The sequence below is a fragment of the Rickettsia endosymbiont of Seladonia tumulorum genome, from assembly GCF_964030815.1.
Taxonomy (GTDB): domain Bacteria; phylum Pseudomonadota; class Alphaproteobacteria; order Rickettsiales; family Rickettsiaceae; genus Rickettsia.
The window spans coordinates 52,962-72,326 of the sequence record NZ_OZ034963.1 but is presented as its reverse complement, the minus strand read 5'-3'; the positions used below and the strand labels follow the sequence as shown (position 1 = coordinate 72,326).

Genomic DNA, 19,365 nt, shown 5'->3' with positions numbered 1-19,365 from the left:
TTATCCCCTCATCTGATTGATATCTGTGACTTCAATCGAGCCTTTATTACGGAAATATATTAGTAATATTGCAAGACCAATAGAAGTTTCAGCAGCAGCTATAGTTAGAATTATGATGCTGAAAATCTGCCCCGATAATTCTTGCATATATACCGAGAAAGCAACAAAATTTATATTAACTGCAAGCAGCATTAGTTCAATTGACATTAATATATTGATAATATTTTTGCGATGCATAAATAATCCAAGCATCCCTATAGTAAAAACTAAACTGCTCAAAATTAAATAGTGGTTAAGCCCTATATATTCATTCATATTTGATATTCTCAATTCCTTTGTTTATAAAAGGTTTTGTCATTAATATAGCATTTTCTTTATTATGTGAAAGTTGTTTTGCGATATTTTGCCGCTTTACTCCGTCACGTTTTCTAAGAGTTAACGTAATACAACCAATCATAGCAACAAATAAAATAAGTCCCGCAATTTGGAAAGGTATCATAAAATCAGTATATAATATTTTTCCTATTGCTTTAGTATTTGATACATCACTTGCTATGGCAAACGATAAATCAGAACTAAAATGAATATTTTTAGTACCAAGTAAAATAATTACTACTAAATCAGCAAACATAATCAAAGATACAAAAATGCTTAAGATAGGCTTTTCCTTTAGCTGCATTATAGCCTTATTAAAATGCATATCCAGCATCATTATCACAAATAAAAATAATACTGCTACTGCTCCGACATATATGACTATTAGCATCATTGCTAAAAATTCTGCACCAAGCAATATCATAAGTCCAGAGCCGTTAATAAAGGCAAAAATTAACCATAATACTGAGTATACGGAATTTTTGCTCAAAACAACGCATAGACTGCTAATTATGATTAATATTGTAAATAAATAAAAAAATATAGGCATGAGTTATTATATTGTGTTTCCTCGTCATTGAGAGGATATGCATGGCAGATGACGGAGGCAATCTCGTAAAGACTCTTGAGATTGCTTCGTCGCTACGCTCCTCGCAATGACGGGTTGTATATTAAACCAATAAAGCGTTAGCGGCAAACTTGTCAATCATTGGCATAAATAAGACCTCGAGTTGTTTACGTATTACTTCTTGATCTTCTATCTTTTGTCCGTCTTTGCTTAAATTTATTTCACCTTTTACTACATGACCCATCACTGCGTCAATAATAGCTTTCTTATCATGCTTACCATCCATATATCTAATAGCAAGTTTTTCAAAGAAATTAACCCCTACTGGCTCATGTTTTAAATTTGTAACCCACATATAAGGAGTATGGCTTGCTTGATGTATCACAAGCTTCGTAGTTTTAGGCTTATCAAGCTCAGGTGTCTCTCTATGTTTCTGAGTAGTGATATTAATGTAACCTTGTAATACTAACTTCATTGCGTTTTCCAAAAGCTCAGCTTTTATTTCATTTAATTTAGTACCATGTAGCTTTTTATTAGCTTCCTCGGTTATTTTCTCAAAACTTAGAGGGTTATTAAGATGCTCACTAAAAGTATATAAAATAGCTTTCATGTAGGGTGAAGCAGTTGTTAAATTACTATCTTTATTGCCGTTCAAAAAGAATGCTAAGCTTTCAGAAGCATTATTAAGATCAACTTCTTTAAGCGATTTTTCAGGAACGACATTGAAGATCATATTAAATTTCATTATGTCTTCGTTATTAATATTTCTGTTGATTTTTACATCACTATGACATAATAAAGTAGCTCTAAAACGACGATTTGTAATGAAATCCATATATTGTTCAGTTCTAACTATATCATTTACGACTTTTAACTGCTCTACCACTTTTTGTGGCATATTACCTAAATACATAGTAGAAAGGTTACAATCAGCTAAATATTGTAAATTATGCTTTCTAGCTTCATCCATAAATTCATGGAAGTAAAACTGAGCATTTTCTTCTTCTAAATGATCATGACGTAAATAATGATCTGTTTGTTTCGATAATAATCCAGCTTCGGTTTTTAATACTTCAGCATAAGGTGTTTTTGAATTCTCTAAGCTATCTTTAACAAAATCTAATAATAATCTAGATTGAGCTATTTTATCACGTACATTTGCAAATGAATTAGAATGATAAAGCATCATATCTCTAACTGTACGAACCATATTCCAGCCAGGTAGAGTATTATAACTGATATATGCTATACCGTTTTTGCTTAGGTTTTTATTACATACATCAAAAATTTTATCTCTAACGTTTTTTGATACCCAAGACATTACACCATGACAAATTATATAATCAAACTTATTTAAAGAATCATCAATATCAAGGATAGAACAATGATGAAATTCTATATTTTTCAGTCCGAGTTCTTTTACAGTTTTATTTGCTTCGTCAATTTGTACTTTAGATAAATCAATACCAACAAAATGAGCTTTTGGATAAAGAACAGCATGAGGAATTAAATTACCACCAGCAGCACAACCTAATTCTAATATTTTTGCGGTTTCCACATTAGGGGCATCTACACCGAAAAGAGTCGCAAGAGTGCTTAAATGAAAAGGATTAGTAAAGGAGTATGGATAGCTTTCATACGGCACTTCGTCATAAGTATTATGCTTTATTGCCCCATTAATAACAGGTTGCGTATTATGTTTTTCTTTCGTTGTTTTATCGTGACCATTAGGAAGATTTGAAGAATTACTAGCTTTTGAAGACATATTTTTTCCTTATAAGTTAGATTAATTAGTACAGTTGCGATAATTAGCGTCATTACGAGGAGCGAAGCTTTGTTGCATAAATCATTTATCCATATACGCCGACAATACCTCCTCACAATGACAAAGCTACCATATAAATATTTCACAGAATCTTTAAAATGGCAATCTATAAGTAAATCCTATACCAAATTCTCCAACACCTATAGTTTTTTTAATAGGTTTTGCGGGTAAAAATTGTCCTGTTTTCATATCAAGTGTGTCATAATTAATTCTCACCCGATATACTGTTTGTAATTTTGCAGTTAGATCTACACTAAAATTTGAAGAAAGAGATTTTGAAACTCCGAGTCCTGCTTGCCAAGCAACACAATTTTTATGTGTTTTTCTTACTTTAAAATAATCGCTATTTATAACATCCCATTTTGAAGAGGTAGGCTTAACTTTTACCTGAGCTATACCACCACCTATTATTACGAAAGGAGTAATACCATTCATCTCTTCTAAGTCATAAATAAGATTTAACATATATATGTTCGAAAATACTTTAGTATTCCCAGGAGTTTTAGGTATAGTTAAACCATTGCTTAAATTTTGTGGTGGTAATACGTAATGCAGACGATATTTAGGTTGATAAGTTGCCGAGAATTCAACAGATATTTGCGGATAAATCGTATAACCTATTTTTCCGCTATACATACCTGCCCTTTTTAAAATAATTTCGGTATTAGAATGTTTATGGCGAAATTTACTAATAACAGGTTCAACTACGCCGCCTTCTCCTCCTATATAAAAGCCGGTTTGCTCGTTTATATTTTCTTCGGCAAAAACAGCATTAGTAATAAAAATGGATAAAGCAACAGTAAATAATTGTAGTAATTTGATCATTATATTTATCTTGGAAAAATTTTTAAGGATATTATATCTTTAGCCTATTGGCGGTCAACTATATTTTTTCTAATTACAGAAGCAAATATGCCCAATAGCAATAAAGTAATAGTAACAGTTAAAGAAATATAAGCCGGAATGGCTATATAATGATGAATAAATATTTTAATTCCAATAAATATTAAAATTAATGCTAAGGAGTATTTGATATAGCTGAATCGTTCAACAATTTCTGCAAGACAGAAGAATAAAGCTCTAAGCCCTAAAATAGCAAAAATATTTGAGGTATAAATAATATAGGCATCATTAGTAATAGCAAATATAGCGGGTATACTGTCTATGGCAAAGACTAAATCTATTGCCTCTATTAATACCAAAGAGATAAAAAGAGGAGTAATATATAGTTTTTTATTACGTGTAACAAAGAATTTATCCCCCTCCAAGTTAGACGTAACATTTAGATATTTTATTATTGACTTATAAAGATAAGAATTTTGTATATCAAAGGTTTTATGAGATACATAAAAAGTTTTTACGCCCGTAACAATAAGTATCACGGCAAAAATATATAATAACCAGGCGAATTTATTTATAAGCATAATCCCGCCATAAATCATTACAGCCCTAAAAGCTATTACGCCAATTATGCCAAAGAATAAAACACGATGTTGATATTTTTGCGGAATCTTAAAAAATTGGAAGATAATTGAGATAACAAAGATATTATCAAGCGACATAGCCTTTTCAATTAGAAAACAAGTATAATATTCACGTGTGCTATCTGCTCCCATATTATAATAAATATAAATGCCAAATAAGCAGGATATTGTAAAATAGAAAAGGCTAAAGAGTAAGCTTTGTTTAAAACTCATTACTTCGTTCTTTCTATGAATAATTCCTAAATCAAGAGCTAGTAAAGCAAAAATTATGGTGTAAAAAATAACCCAACTCATAACTTATCTCAACATTCTATATTGCATATGGAAATATAATCCACCACCACCCATAACTCTTAACTGGAATTTTATAGTATTTTCTCCTTGTTTTAAATAAGACTTGATATCAATAGGTAAATTACTAGCCTGTAGTGCTTTACCCTGATCATTACCATTGTTACATTGGTTTTTATTATCTAAGGAATCAACAGATGATATAGGTGCACTAAGAACTTTTGTATCATTAACATATACAAGCGTGCAATCATCATACCATAAGTTTTCTATTCTAAAATAGTCAATATCTGACATAATTGCATCTAAAGTTACTTTAAAAGTTATAGTAAATAATTTAGTCTGATCTGGCTCATTAGTTGCATCTATTTTTGACCCATCATTCGGATTGAAAGCCATATCATTCGGATTCCATGAACTTTGTATAGGCGGTACATTTAAGTAAAAATCACCCGTCTTAGTATTAGGATCATAAGGGGTAGTAGGTCTTATTGTTGAAGGCGGAAAATTATTATCACCGATTACTACTGGTAAACCTTTTGATTCTCTACAGCCAATATTTTGTCCTAAAGGCTCAAATTCAATAGTTTTTTTATCAAAATTTGATAAGCAATAACGCTTAAGGCTTGTTCCTTTTGGTTCCAGATTTGGATATGGATCTAAAGATGGATCTATTTCTACCCAATTAGGTGGACATCTACCCACTCTTAACTCTCCTATATCTGTTTCATCCCATAACGCATTACCATCAGCAGCTTGAGGAGACGTAATTGCGGAACAAACAGGAGCTAAAATAGGCGAACATAGATTTAACTCTCGCCAAGTTTTATCTCTTACATCTGAAACCTTAACATCATATGTTGGTTGATTAGGTTTTGCAGGATCATCACTAGGATAAAATGTAACTTTATAATATTGAGTAGCATCTAATATAGAGCCTAAATTAGATTTAGGTTCTAACCTATTTAAATAGTCTGTAGTTAAGACGCACACAGGAGTATTAGGATTATCATTATTAGTATAACAATTAGTATTATTAGCACAACTATAAATGGTAATACCTTTTCCTGCACCTGATAAAGTTTTTACTTGAGAACAACCGCTTGTACTTGCACATAAACTAAGATTTGCATAATTGGCAACTTCACTTTTAAATACGCTACAATCTACAGTATTTGACTGATCTAATTTAGCAAGCACACAATTTATTTGTTGATTATTATTAGGATTACCAGGTGTTGGTGGTGGTGGTACAGGACTACAATGCTGGAAATTCTTAGGCATTAAGCAGGTATGCGTTCCACCTTGTACATATTTACCATTTATATATTCCAAATATTTTAAATAGACTGCATTTGGGTTCGGATTACCATTATTGTCATAAGGCGGTATATTATCTTTATATACGCCGTGAATTGTTATTTGGTTTAATGCATTAGGACCTGAAAATGGCATAGCAATATATTTATCATCCGGATATTTTGGCGGATCTTTAGGGATAAATGCAACAGAGGAACTATAATTATAACCAGCAAGCGTTACTATACTTTCTGTAGCATTAGGGTTATTAGGGTCAGGTGCTGCATATGATAATGGGGTTACAAGTGTGCTAGTTTGATCTATAATATTACTCTTATCATCTATTACTTGCATAGAAGCAACAAATTGTGGAGTATAATAGCTATTGCTTGGGCAGATAATTCTCGAATATTGTTTTTCACATTCATAAGTAGCTAAACTATATGAATCACTTACTCTAGGCACACATCCTGCTAAACTACTCGATTCAAATACACAGATATCTGCTGGATCTTGTGTATCTGTTTTAGTATTACTAATAGAAGCATAAAGGCTTCGAGGTTTATTGTTACTATCATTTAAAGTAAAGCTTTGCTGTATTGGCATTAAACTATCTTTATCTTGCTTTTGCTCTAAAGGAAATTGTACGCTTACATCAACAAACTGACCTATATTAGCTCCCCATATTTTTTGACAAGAAGTTGAGTTATTTGCTTCTGCAGTACCACAATCAGGTATATCGCTTATAAAATAATCACTAGGAGTTTCAAGGCTACCCATAACCTGCGAATATACTATTCTAAAACCTTGATTACAACCATTAGCAGTGACATCGCAAGGTAATTTTATATTTGTATTAATGCAAGGAGCACCATTTGAAGAACTACTACAAGGTTTAATAAAATCTGTATAAGCAGTGGCTACGTGAGCACTACTTGCTGAAGTAAATACCCCTTTTATTTCTACACAAGTATTAAGATCAGGATTGGTACCGGTACAAATCGGTATAAGATTATTAAAACTAACACGTACTGTATTATTAATAATATTATTTCTAACATTTGACACTACGCAAGGCAAGACAACGGAAGATTGATTAAAAGTTCCATCAGGGTTTTTAACACTACATACATTATTAACGACCGCAGGAACGCTAAGCTCGTTTAAACTTTTACAAAATGGCGGCGGGTAAGGACCTAAAGGTAATTGTACACAACCGAAAGAAAAATCATCTACAGAACCGTTTAAAGACCCAAAAGTTTCAATGATTGGTATTATTACCTTATTAGGGAAGAAATTAAATAGGTCACCTATAGCGTTAAGTACAGTTTGTAGTACTTTTATTATTTCTGAATCTTGACTTATCATACCAAGAAGTTTAGAAAGTAAACTCGGTATATTTGCCCCACCGAGTGTAGTAACTAAAAATTTTAATACTTGGGCAATTGGACTCAACTTAGTAGTTTTATGTAGGGGTTGACTATTAGGATTCCAGTCCACAAGGTCAGTATGTACTCCTGAATCTGAAACAAGATTTACAAGACCTGGATCACTATATGCACAAAGCTTAGGGGAAGAAATAGTAAGTATTTGTCCGTCTACCCCAACTATAGTATCGTCACTATCGGTAAAACCAACTTTATTAAGATGAAATCCTGCAGTATATCCAGGATCAGCAGGGGAAGGATCAGAATTTATTCCAGGAGGAGGTGCCATTGCAGGCACTGCAATTCTGGCACAAACTCTAGTTAGCGGTAAGCCATAACCGGTTGACCATAATACGCATTGTCCATCCCAATTTAAATTAGCGTTCTGAGACCAACAAGCAGCAGCATTACAACTTTGAATTCTAATAGTTATTTTAGGAGTAAAATAGGTACTGTCTGGTGACGCTTGAGCACATCTATTTAATACAAAAGGTACAAATCTACCAGGATAATCAAATTGTAATAAACAATTATCAGTACCACGACCATCACTTTTATTCCAAGGAGGACAATTTGCACCTGTTTTAAATGTCTTTGTTATTTCATTTGGACCTTTATTCCAAGTTTCTGTTCTTTCACTTTGTCCACAATTACAAGGATCAGTAATACAACCACCTATATCACCCCAAATACTGGCATGTGTATTAATTGAGCAAAATAGAAATAAAAAAAATAATAAATATTTTTTCAACACTTTGGGTAATTGTTATAAAATAGTTGTTAAATAGTCGTATATACTTCTAGTAAGAATTCTTATTAGAAAAGTTGGTATACGAAGATCAACTTCAAAAAGAGCAAGAAGTTCATAAGACGAGGAACGGAACGTATACTTAATACGTGAGTACCGGAGTACTTATAGAACGACGTAGCCAATTTTTGAAGTTCATCGAGTAGACCAGTCTACGTTTAATGCATCGTATAGATAATTAATCCAATTATCTGGTGGTCCTTGGTATTTTTCTAGCACTTCTTTATAGATAGCCATTTCTTCCTTTTTACTCGATAAAATACGCACGACCCCGACTAATGCTGCTATACTTAATTCTAAAGCTATAGATTCATTATCTTTATTAATTAAAAACATTCTACTAGTAAGTATTAATTGCGATAACTTACGTATTTCTGAGTCTGTTAAACCTAAAATCTCATCTAGATCTTCGATTTTTACATCAGACGGTAAAATAATTTTAGTATTAATTATTTCAAGCCATGCTTTTAAAGTATATTTCGGATATGCCTTAAGGTAAATAAAATTAAAATTACCTACAAAGACACCATTATTTTCAGATAAATTATTAAAAATTAAGCTTATATTATCACTATAAATTTCAGGTTTATAGAGTTTATCAAAACTATCTGCAGCAAATATTTTAGGTTTAGGACCTACTAAGCTTAAATGGTAAGTAAGTGCATAAACTACACTAGCACAAACACTTTGATGTTTTTTTAAGTTATTATTAAATTGTTCTAAATATTTTCTTTCACTTGGATAAAATTGCTTAGCAAAAGGTTCATCTGAAAGCTTATATAAATTAAGACCGACAATATTGCTTTCATTAATATTAAAAACTGATTTGTCAAATAAACCGCTATATAATTGTCCCTCTGTAAAACCTTTTAATTTATCTAATATTGTACTGCCACCCTCTTCTTTAAAATCTTCCCATTTTAAGATGTCAGAAAAAATTCGCTTTTCCTTATCAATTGACAAAATTTTACCTCTGAGTTTTTCTAAAAAAGTTAGCTCTACTTCATTAAGCGGTGAAATATAATGACCACTTAACATTTTTAAAAATTCTAAAATGAAAGCTTGCGATTTTTCTGTATCATCTACTAAAAATGGATTGATAATTTGTTTATCAACCTCTAACCATGTACCCTCTAATGCTTCGATAAAAATCTTAGAATCATTGCTATTAGAGATATAAATTATTGTTGGATCATACTTAGTTGATTCCGACACCAGAAAATTTAATAATACTGTTTTACCAGTTTTTTCTGTACCAAAAATACAAGTATTACCCCTACCAGTTTTATCATGAAAATTCATGAAATAAGGAGTACCTCTTTCTGTTCTAAGTAGTGTTAATGCTCGTCCCCAAGAAGTATATTGGCTACCTAAAGGTGAGTTGTGCAGAGCAGCCAGAGATGCTATATGATCTGACAATAAAGGCGACATTCTTCGTATGAAAGCAAAATTAGCCGGTAATTGTGCCCAAAATGTTTGTTCTATATTAAGGTCTTCTTTTACATGAACAATACCAAGTTTAAAAAGCTCTCTTGCAGCTTTTGCAACAGAAGCAGTAAGTTTATCTTCATCTTCTTCTATAACAGCAATTGAAATCTGTTGATTACAAAACTCAAAAGAAGATTTATTATCATTAAGTTTATTAATCCCTTTATGCTCAATTAAGTTATTATCATTAGTAATTTTTAAAATATAATCCTGCCCCTTTAAAGCAGCAGTCACTACTTTTTTATCAACAAAGTAAAATATCTCGGTTATTATTAATTCAAGCGGCAGCTGTAAGAACTTGTCAAGAGCTTCAGAAGGAGATTCTTGATATTCTTTGATAGATAACAAGGAAATAAATTTTTTATTTTGCTCCTGATTCGTGACTATCATTTTATCGCCGCTAATCGTATAAGTACTTCTACCTATTGCACTTGATAAATCTATTATAGGTACTAAACAATCACTATCGTTAATATTAGCTATTCGGTTATATAAAAATAAAGGTGCAGAAAATGTGTTTTCATTTTCAAATGTTATACCAAGCTTTTCTGCATCAAATTCATTTAAGTCATTCAAAATATTATTAGCAAGACTTTCTAGCTTCTGAACAGCAGATTCTAAATATTTATTTTCAAAGTCTACAATTAATTTAGTTGATAAAGAATTTATCAAGGAGCCAAAATTTTTAATTTTAATCTTGGCAGAATCATGTACTATGGAAATATATAAAGTATTAACAAATTTATCATTCCAGTGATTTTTTCTCTGCCATAATGCATGGATGTTAGCAGGTAATAATTTTTTATACGGAGTAGGATCGTCTAAATTTTGTCTTTCTCTTATTGTATGCATCCAAAAAGCAAAATCATAACTATTTGTATGCTTTTTTACAGAAGCTCTAATTATTTCACGTAAATTTTGTATTTTATCACTAATTTTTTCCGAACTGATACCATAGACTTTAATAATTTGTAGTAACTTACCATCCTTGGTAAGCAAAGTATGCTCATTATAGTGACATGCTATAGGTATAAAATTCGGAGCATTATAATTATATATATCCTTATCAAACTTTCGTAAACCACTAAACACAAATAACCTTAATTTAAATTAATTTGTTGTCATCTCTTGAAGGCTTTGTTGCATGGGTTGAGAGCCATCATTGCGAGAAGAAACTGAAAGTTCCGACGAAGCAATCTCAGAAATCATATGCTGTTTCATGAGATCGCCACGCTCCTTTTAGTCGTGTAGCTTATGACGGGAAAAACGAGCCATGTAACGATCCAGTCACAGTATAACACCAAGCTATAATCGCAAACACTTACTGCAAAACTTTATCATGTAATAAACATTATTACAAAACTTTACCTAATTATTTACGTTTAATAAATGATTATTCTTTAATATGCAGTGATTTTTTGTAACCCTCCCATGTAATTTACCAGAACATCCGGTACGGTTATTGAACCGTCTTCATTTTGATAATTTTCTAAAATTGCAACCATAGTTCTACTAATTGGTAATCCAGAAGCATTTAAGGTATGAACTAAAGTAGTATCATGACTACCAAATTCCTTATATCGTGCTTTCATTCTACGTGCTTGAAAATCACCACAATTAGAACAGCTAGCAATTTCACGATACTGCTTTTGTCCAGGAAGCCAAATTTCTATATCATAAGTTTTTTGTGATGCAAATCCCATATCGCCTGTACAAAGTAGCATAGTGCGATAAGGTAATCCTAGTTTCTGTAGGATAGTTTCTGAAGCGTTAGTCATGTATTCATGCTCGTTTTTTGACTCTTCAGGTGTTGTAATAGATACAAGCTCTACTTTACTAAATTGATGCAATCTAATCATCCCTCTAGTATCTCTACCACTGCTACCTGCTTCTGACCTAAAACATGGTGTATAAGCAACAAGTCTCATAGGTAATTTTTCACGAGGAATAATAGTATCGGCAACCATATTTACTAACGATACTTCTGCAGTTGGAATTAACCTATAGCCGTTTGTGGTTGCAAAAGATTCATCGGCAAATTTAGGTAACTGACCCGCATTATACATAGCATTATCTCGAACTAGCACTGGAGGCGACACTTCAAGGAAATCAAACTCTCCAGTATGAATATCAAGCATGAAATTGGCTAAAGCACGCTCTAATTTTGCTAAATCACCTTTTAATGTTACGAATCTAGCACCTGAAATTTTTGCCGTTTGCTCAAAATCCATTAGATCTAGCTTTACACCAAGCTCAAAATGTTGTTTTTTATTTTGAGCATTAAGATCTACTTCTCCATGAGTACGAATTAATTTATTCATACTTTCATCAATACCATATGGCACTTCTTCATCAGGAATATTAGGAAGAGTATTTAATAGCTCATTTAGCTCATTATTATTATTTAAATCTTGTTCGAGTTCTTCTAGCTTTTCATTGATGTCCTTGACATCTCTTTGTAATCCTTCAAATTCCTCGCCGCTTTTAGGATTTATGTTACCTAAAATTTTTGACTTTACTTTACGTGCGTGCTGAAATTCTTGAATTAGATTAGTGATTTTTCTTTTTTTTCCATCAAGCTCTTCGATTCTTTTTGCCATAGGTTCAATAAATCTCTGCCTAAGCTTATCATCGAATAATTCTTGATTTTCTCTAATCCATTTAATATTTAGCATTTATGACCTCGGTTTTTTCTATATAATTACATATTATTATTGAAATTTCATATAATAAAAGCAGCGGTATTGCAAGAGCAAACTGGCTTAATATATCTGGAGGAGTTAATATTCCTGCAATAATAAAGTTAATAACTATCGCAAAACGTCTTTTTTGCTTAAGTGTTTCTATTGTAATTATTTTTAATATATTTAATATTATTAAAACAACTGGAAGTTGAAAGGCAACACCAAAAGCTATAATTAGATGAATAACTAGATTTAAATATTCACTAATCCTAGCTTCTAAAACTATCGGTACTATTAAATCACGCTTTTCAAAACTAAGGAAAAAATTCCAAGCTTTTGGCATTACGAAATAAAAAACGAAAATACTACCACACCAGAATAAAATAGGCGATATAAAAAGAATAAACGCAATAATTTTTTTTTCATGGCGATATAATCCCGGACTAACGAATAAGTAACATTCTAAAGCAATTACTGGTATAATAATAGCGAAAGCTGTAAAAGCTGCAAGCTTAATATAAGTAAAAAATGCCTCAGTAAGTCCAGTATAGATTATATTTCGTAAATTATCCTTACTTAGTTTAGCAAGCGGTTCTAATAAGAAACTATAAATATTATCACTAAAATAATAACAAATAGCAAATGCAACTATAAAAATAATAAATATTCTAGATAATCTTACTTTAAGCTCTGATAAATGTTCTTGAAAAGAATATAATTTCATAACTATATAATATACTTCTTTTTTTCTTTTTCAAGAATTGCTATTTTTCTTAACACACCCTAGCGTACTAAACTTGCCCTAAATTAGTAAATGTAATTAATTTTTTAACTTTAAAAAGTAAATTTATTAATATAATATTATTTCAAAATTACAATAGGGGAATAATATGTCAAACAATAAAATTGAAATAGATATATCCAACAAATATAAAACTCTTAATGAATTAGGCTCATTATTAGAAGATATTTCAAAAAATACTACTGCAAAAATTTTGGATTTAGGTAACATTCCTTTTAATTTAGATGAGAAAGTAAATGATAATCAAACATTAGAAAAAAAATTAGAAGAATTATTTACTTTAAATAAAAGCTTAAACCAAGTGTTAGTAGGAGGATGGGGTGAGGGAGTAAATCAAAAAATTATAAATAAAGTTTTAGAAATAATAGCAAACTCTGAAGAAAACAATATACATAGTCTTGATGTTAGTCATTTAGACTCTGAAGGTGTAAAAGCATTGATAGCGGTTTTAAAAAAAGGGGCAGTTTATGATATTACTGGTACCTTATATAGTACAACTAGCGTGCATTGGTTTCCAAGGACTCCAGAAATGAAAAAAGATTTGTTAGAAGCTATTAAACAAAACCAATTCATAACTAATTTTAAATTTAGAAATTCTATTGATAATGATTTAGAAAAGGAAATTAATATAATAACCAAAAACAATAAAGCAAAATTAGAAAGTTTATGGGAACAATTAAAATTATTTAGTGAAGATAAAAATGCTGTAGAGTTAAATAAATATTTAAAATTATACGAAAAATATGATCAAAGTACGCTTGAAGAGTTTTGGAATTATAACAATAAAGAAATACCGAATTTAAAAAAAATAAATGAGTATAAAAATGAAAATTTTTTAAAAATAGCAGGAATAGGGAAAGAAGGATATGGTGATTTATATATTTTACCGCCCGAAATAAAGCACGCTATATTTAATAAAATTAGTTTTTTTGATATAGATTATACTGTAAACAACTCACAAGAATCAAATGTGAATATGTTAGGTCAGGAAGTAGAAAACATTTAATTATTAGGAATAGGGATAAATTTATCCTTACTCTACGCAAATAGCGAATTACCTAAGTAATTTGCTATTGGCGATACTCTACATTTTCTTACCATACACTTTAAAGAAGACCAGTATAAATAACATACTAAATAACGTATTACAAAAAAAGAATAAAGACCAAGGAAGATATTTTGCACAAATGCCACCAAGAGCAGCTAAAACAATACGACTAACCGAGCTAAAAGATGCTATAATAGAATATTGGGTAGCAATAAATTCACTATTACAGAGATTTGCAAAATATATAGAGATAATAGTTCCAGCAAAACCAATGCAAAAATTTTGCGTAGTAATAGTTATTATAAATATCTTTACGTTATATCCGACAATAGCAAGGATCATGAACATAAGAGGTGAAAGTAATTGAATAATGCCGCCTATTAAAACGCTGCGTAATATACCGATTTTTGTTGATAAAATTCCGCCTAATGCTCCTCCTACTATCATGATAAGCAATCCGTAAGCCTTGTAAATAAAAGCTATTTCATGAGTAGTAAAAGTTAAATCTAATAACAAAGGTGAACTCATAGCCATAGGTATAGAATCAGCGGCTTTATATAAAAAAACAAACAGCATGATTAACAATAAATGCCGTTGTTCGTTCTTCAAGGATATAATACTGCTTTTAATAACTTCAAAATATTGTTTCAGATTTATTAAATCTTTCGTTCTATGAGATTGTTGTTTCGGCTTTGGTTCTTTAATGCATAAAACAATCATAGGTCCAAGAAGAGTAATACAAATAGCCAATTTATAAACAGTACTCCAATCAAAAATAACCGATATATATAAAGCACCGACGCTACCGAGTAACATACCAAGTCGGAATCCAATGCTACCGAAGGTAAATGCTAAAGAAAGTTCTTTTTTTGAAGTAGGTCTTTCAATGCGGTATGCGTCAAGTACAATATCCTGAGTAGCTGCACAAAAAGAGATAATAAATAATATAGTGGCTGTAATATATATATTATCACAAGGGCTAAAGCTTAAAAATCCGGTCATCGCTAAAATTAGGCATAGCTGTGATGCTATTGCCCAGCCACGCCTTGCTCCAAATTTAGAACATAAAAAAGGAATAGAATATTTATCAATAAAGGGAGACCATACAACCTTTAAACAATAAGGAAAAGCAGCAAGCGATATTAAACCTATTATATCGGTTGTATATCTTGCTTCGGATAATTGGTACGGAACGGTAAAAAAAATTAAATTAAACGTGAAACCGGAAATTAGACCTAAGAGCAGAATCCCAAGTAAATATATTTTATCTGTACTTATTTTCTTTATCAAAAACATATTATTTATATTGTATTTTTAAAGAATAAGGTGCGACCTTAGAAAATATCTTACCTACTACCGGTATTTTAGTTACAATACTACTAATGAAGAAAAATGATGGGATAACGTTACCTTTAATTTGAATTAATTTTTGGTTGGTATCAATATTACCTTTCATAGTAAAGTCAAAAAATGGTCCGTGTGCTTCTGCACCGGATAATGTAATTACGTTTCCTTGATAACTAAAATTACCGTTCATATCTTCAAATGAAATATTCTTATTATTGGTTATCGAGCTAAGAAGACCAGGTATTGAAACAAAAGAAACTAATCTTGTTAAAAAAGGAGTATCGGTTAAGGCAAAACGTGTTATATAGAATTTACCATCTAATATTGGTATTATATCGCCTTTTTTAACTTTATATCTTCTAGTATTCAGGTTAATTTTAGCATAACCGTCTTGCATAGAACTATACATCCCGAGCCCTTTAAGTAATGCACCGGCATTATCTGACTCAATTAACCATTGTTCATAGCTTTCTTGTGCAGTAAGAGACATCCTCACTTTTCCATTATTAGAAATATTGCTATTTAGAAAACCAGAGAAGCAGCGTACTTTATCACATTTAATTGCTAAATCAAAGTTATCTAAAATTACATTATCCTTTAATAAAATTTTATATATGTTAGTTTTTAATATTACATTACGTGTGGAATCACCATCTTTTTGTAAAAACTCTATCATATTAGAGTTTGAAAGATCTAATACGCTTCCATAAATTTCAGTATTTAGATTATGACTATCTATAGTTATTTTTCCGCTTAATCTTGTATTTTTATGATTGATGGAGAGCAAAGATATATTATAAGTATCTTTCTTAGCTAAGATATTACCACTAATTTTTAAACTATCATCCCCTGATAGATTAAATTCGATATTCTTATCTGAACCCTTATCACTTAATTTAGTATGGATATTTAAATTAGCTTTTTTACGCAACTGTTTGTGGATAGCTACTTTATCTATATAAAACTCTAAATTATCAAGGTTAGAATTAAGATCAATAGTTGCATTGTTATTTTGTTTCTTATATTCAAAATCTAAAACAGCACTACCTGACATTAATTTTAATATGCCAAAACTTTTATTATTTGCTGTAATATTACTTTTTATTTTAAGCAGGCAATTATTATTTTCATCTACCATATCGTGGTCGTAAGTAAAATTACTTACATAATTATTGATTTTACCCTTACCAGTAATATTTAATTGATTGTCTTTAAAAACACCTTTTGCCTCACCATGTTGTAATAATATATTATTACTTAAAGTATTAAAATTTATATCAGTTAATGTTGAGGTAACATTATAGCTATTATCGATTTCAGAATTGATAGGAATTATTATCTCTATTATTGAATTGGCATTTCCTTTAATTCCTTTCAAATCAATATCTTCATTTTTAATATTTTGATATGCGTCATTTGGGATAAAATCAACTAAATCACTAATTTCACCTTTAGCAGTAGCATTAAAAACAAATTGTGACTTAAGAGGTCCTTCCCATTTAAAAGTCATAATACCATTAGATAGAACGCTATTACCACTATAAGCCTCGTTAATCAAAAATTTTACCTCTGCCCCTGAAATAACTACATTAGTATCAACTTTAGTTAAAGCAGGTAAATCCTTATGATATTTATATTCAAAATTTGATATATGCAAATTTGCTTTTAAATTATCGTCTTCTAAAATATTTTCTTTTAAAAATTTTCTATCTAGTTTAATGCTCAATTCGCCGTTTTGAATGTGACCTTGTTTTATATGCTCCCGCAAATACGATATCACAGGATTGTTAGGAATAATTTTTTCTACTGTTTGGTAAATTATCAGAGGAATATTTACTATATTGGCATTTGCATCTATGTTTTTATCAGTTATTTTACTGTTTAAAGATAAAGAAGCTTTGTTCCCAAAATTCAGCTTACAATCAGCTATTTTAGGGTTATTTTTTGTATTGCTAGTTTTATAAACACATACAGCTTTTCCAAGCGGCAGCCCTGCCCCTTTTTCATCTGTTAAAATATCACTTTTTATTGAAGTTAGGTTTATATTAGTTAAAATATTTCTTTGGAATATATTTAAGGAGTAATCACCATTTATTTGAGTATTTATAATTTCTTCCTTATTATTTGATATTACCGAAAATTGAGCTACATTAAAATATGCTTCTATTAATGAATTAGAAAATAGATTTTTGAAATTTAAAGTAATATCAAGGTCATTAATTTCCCCTTCAGCATTATCTATAAGATATAAAGAAATTTTATTAATTATTAAGTGATTTTCTTTAAAATTTAAGTCATCTATTACAGCTTTGATATCATTTTTACTTAAATAAAATTCAATTACTCTTTTTAAAGGCTTATTCATATGTCCATGATTTGCACTATAAAAAATTAAATATGCAATTAGAAACAATGCAGCAAAAGTTGTAAAAATACTAATAAAAGCTTTTTTGAGAAAATTCATTCGAGTTTATAAATCGATTAAAAGATAACGCAAGTTTTAGACTTGTAATATTTGTTAAATATAAAGTATAATCTAGAAAAAATCATCAAAAATTATGAATATTACATTTATTGGTAGCGGCTATGTGGGATTAGTTTCCGGTGTTATGATGAGCTATTTAGGTCATAATGTTACTTGTCTTGATAATGATGAAGCCAAAATCTCTAAGTTAAATAAGAAAATATTACCAATTTATGAAGCTAAACTTGATAAATATTTTACACAAGCTTTGGAACATGAAAGGTTAAAGTTTACTAGCTTTTATAGTGATGAACTTAAAAATACCGAAGCAGTATTTATAACAGTCGGTACACCCTCTAAAGAATCAGGCGAAGCCGATTTAAGTTATGTTTATGAGGCAATAGATAAAGTTTCTCTACATATAAACAAAGATTGTTTAATAGTTATCAAATCAACTGTACCACCAAATAGTTGTAATAATATCATTAATTATTTAAAAGCAAAAGGCTTCTCATTTAATGTTGCATCAAATCCAGAATTTTTACGTGAAGGGAATGCTGTAGAAGATTTTTTATATCCTGATCGTATCGTGATTGGTGTAAATAATAAAGAATCAGAGGATATATTACGAAAGATTTATTTGCCTTTAACGGATAATGGAGCAGAATTAGTAGTAACTGATTTAGTTACATCAGAACTTATTAAATATGGCTCAAATAGTTTTTTGGCTACTAAAATTGCTTTTGTTAATGAGATGGCTAATTTATGCGAGAAAATTGGTGCTGATATTAAAAATTTACCTAAAGGAATAGGGCTTGATAAAAGAATTGGAACAGCCTTTCTAAATGCTGGACCTGGCTTTGGAGGCTCATGTTTTCCAAAAGATATCTTGGCATTAAATAGTATCATTAAGAATAATCACATAGATTCTAAAATTCTTGAAGCAGTGATTAGAAGTAATAAAGAACGTCCGAGTCTTATGGTAGATAAGATAGCTACTTTATTAGATGAAAATTTGAAAAGTAAAAATATAGCAGTTTTAGGCTTAACCTACAAAGCAGGTACCGACGATGTTAGAGCAAGTCCTGCAATTGAGATCATTAAAAATTTATTAGATAAAGGTGCATACGTTAAGGCATTCGATCCTATGGGTCTTGAAAATTCCCAAAAAACTTTTCAAAATGAAAATTTGTTATATCTAGATTCCGCAATCAAAGCTTGTGATTCTGCTGATGCTATAGTTATTACCACTGAGTGGAATGAATTTCAAGCACTTGATTGGCAGAAAATTTATAGTTTGGTAAAAACACCTATAATAATTGATCTACGGAATATCTTAAAAGCTGATAAAATGAAGAGCATCGGCTTTAAATATTATACAGTAGGAAGTAAGATTTAGCCCCAATAACGTCATTGCGAGGAGTCGTAGACGACGCGGCAATCTCAGGAGTTGTT

Annotated in this window: 13 protein-coding genes; 2 read left to right on the top strand and 11 right to left on the bottom strand. The window is 30.4% G+C overall.

Features of this window, described 5'->3' with window-relative positions; all coding sequences use genetic code 11:
* From nuoK to tatC, 9 genes are all read right to left on the bottom strand, one after another.
* Positions 1–315 carry an NADH-quinone oxidoreductase subunit NuoK gene (gene nuoK, locus AAHF54_RS00355; protein WP_016948103.1) on the bottom strand — a complete coding sequence of 105 codons (315 nt, stop codon included), beginning with the start codon at positions 313–315 and terminating at the stop codon, positions 1–3.
* Positions 308–925 carry an NADH-quinone oxidoreductase subunit J gene (locus tag AAHF54_RS00350; protein ID WP_341788661.1) on the bottom strand — a complete coding sequence of 206 codons (618 nt, stop codon included), beginning with the start codon at positions 923–925 and terminating at the stop codon, positions 308–310. The genes nuoK and AAHF54_RS00350 overlap by 8 nt, the downstream gene beginning before the upstream one ends.
* A 121-nt stretch (positions 926–1,046) precedes the next feature.
* On the bottom strand, positions 1,047–2,708 hold the full coding sequence (locus AAHF54_RS00345; protein ID WP_342170030.1) for a class I SAM-dependent methyltransferase: 1,662 nt from the start codon (positions 2,706–2,708) through the stop codon (positions 1,047–1,049).
* A gap of 153 nt (positions 2,709–2,861) precedes the next feature.
* Complete coding sequence (locus AAHF54_RS00340) at positions 2,862–3,593, bottom strand: outer membrane beta-barrel protein (RefSeq protein WP_341788659.1); 732 nt, start codon at positions 3,591–3,593, stop codon at positions 2,862–2,864.
* Positions 3,594–3,637: 44 nt separating this feature from the next.
* Complete coding sequence (locus AAHF54_RS00335) at positions 3,638–4,546, bottom strand: TerC/Alx family metal homeostasis membrane protein (RefSeq protein ID WP_341788658.1); 909 nt, start codon at positions 4,544–4,546, stop codon at positions 3,638–3,640.
* 3 nt (positions 4,547–4,549) lie between these two features.
* A complete protein-coding gene (locus AAHF54_RS00330) occupies positions 4,550–8,023 on the bottom strand; it encodes a hypothetical protein (protein ID WP_342170029.1) in 3,474 nt (1,157 codons plus the stop codon).
* Between the two features lie 189 nt (positions 8,024–8,212).
* Positions 8,213–10,657, bottom strand: coding sequence for a VirB4 family type IV secretion/conjugal transfer ATPase (locus tag AAHF54_RS00325; RefSeq protein ID WP_342170028.1), 2,445 nt, complete (start codon positions 10,655–10,657; stop codon positions 8,213–8,215).
* Positions 10,658–10,965: 308 nt separating this feature from the next.
* On the bottom strand, positions 10,966–12,240 hold the full coding sequence (gene serS / locus AAHF54_RS00320) for a serine--tRNA ligase (RefSeq protein ID WP_342170027.1): 1,275 nt from the start codon (positions 12,238–12,240) through the stop codon (positions 10,966–10,968).
* Positions 12,227–12,973, bottom strand: a complete 747-nt coding sequence (tatC, locus tag AAHF54_RS00315) for a twin-arginine translocase subunit TatC (RefSeq protein ID WP_341788654.1) — start codon at positions 12,971–12,973, stop codon at positions 12,227–12,229. The genes serS and tatC overlap by 14 nt, the downstream gene beginning before the upstream one ends.
* Before the next feature lie 166 nt (positions 12,974–13,139).
* Here tatC and AAHF54_RS00310 point away from each other — a divergent pair, with 166 nt between their 5' ends.
* Positions 13,140–14,057 carry a hypothetical protein gene (locus tag AAHF54_RS00310; protein ID WP_341794767.1) on the top strand — a complete coding sequence of 306 codons (918 nt, stop codon included), beginning with the start codon at positions 13,140–13,142 and terminating at the stop codon, positions 14,055–14,057.
* A gap of 78 nt (positions 14,058–14,135) precedes the next feature.
* Here the strand turns inward: AAHF54_RS00310 and AAHF54_RS00305 are convergent, their stop codons facing one another.
* Positions 14,136–15,395 carry an AmpG family muropeptide MFS transporter gene (locus AAHF54_RS00305; protein WP_341788652.1) on the bottom strand — a complete coding sequence of 420 codons (1,260 nt, stop codon included), beginning with the start codon at positions 15,393–15,395 and terminating at the stop codon, positions 14,136–14,138.
* Position 15,396: 1 nt separating this feature from the next.
* Entirely contained in the window at positions 15,397–17,910 is a 2,514-nt protein-coding gene (locus AAHF54_RS00300) for an AsmA-like C-terminal region-containing protein (protein WP_342170026.1), read from the bottom strand.
* Positions 17,911–18,004: 94 nt separating this feature from the next.
* Here AAHF54_RS00300 and AAHF54_RS00295 point away from each other — a divergent pair, with 94 nt between their 5' ends.
* The gene (locus AAHF54_RS00295; RefSeq protein ID WP_341788650.1) at positions 18,005–19,309 is read left to right on the top strand and encodes a UDP-glucose/GDP-mannose dehydrogenase family protein; all 1,305 of its coding nucleotides are present in this window, start codon (positions 18,005–18,007) and stop codon (positions 19,307–19,309) included.
* The last annotated feature ends 56 nt before the right edge of the window (positions 19,310–19,365 follow it).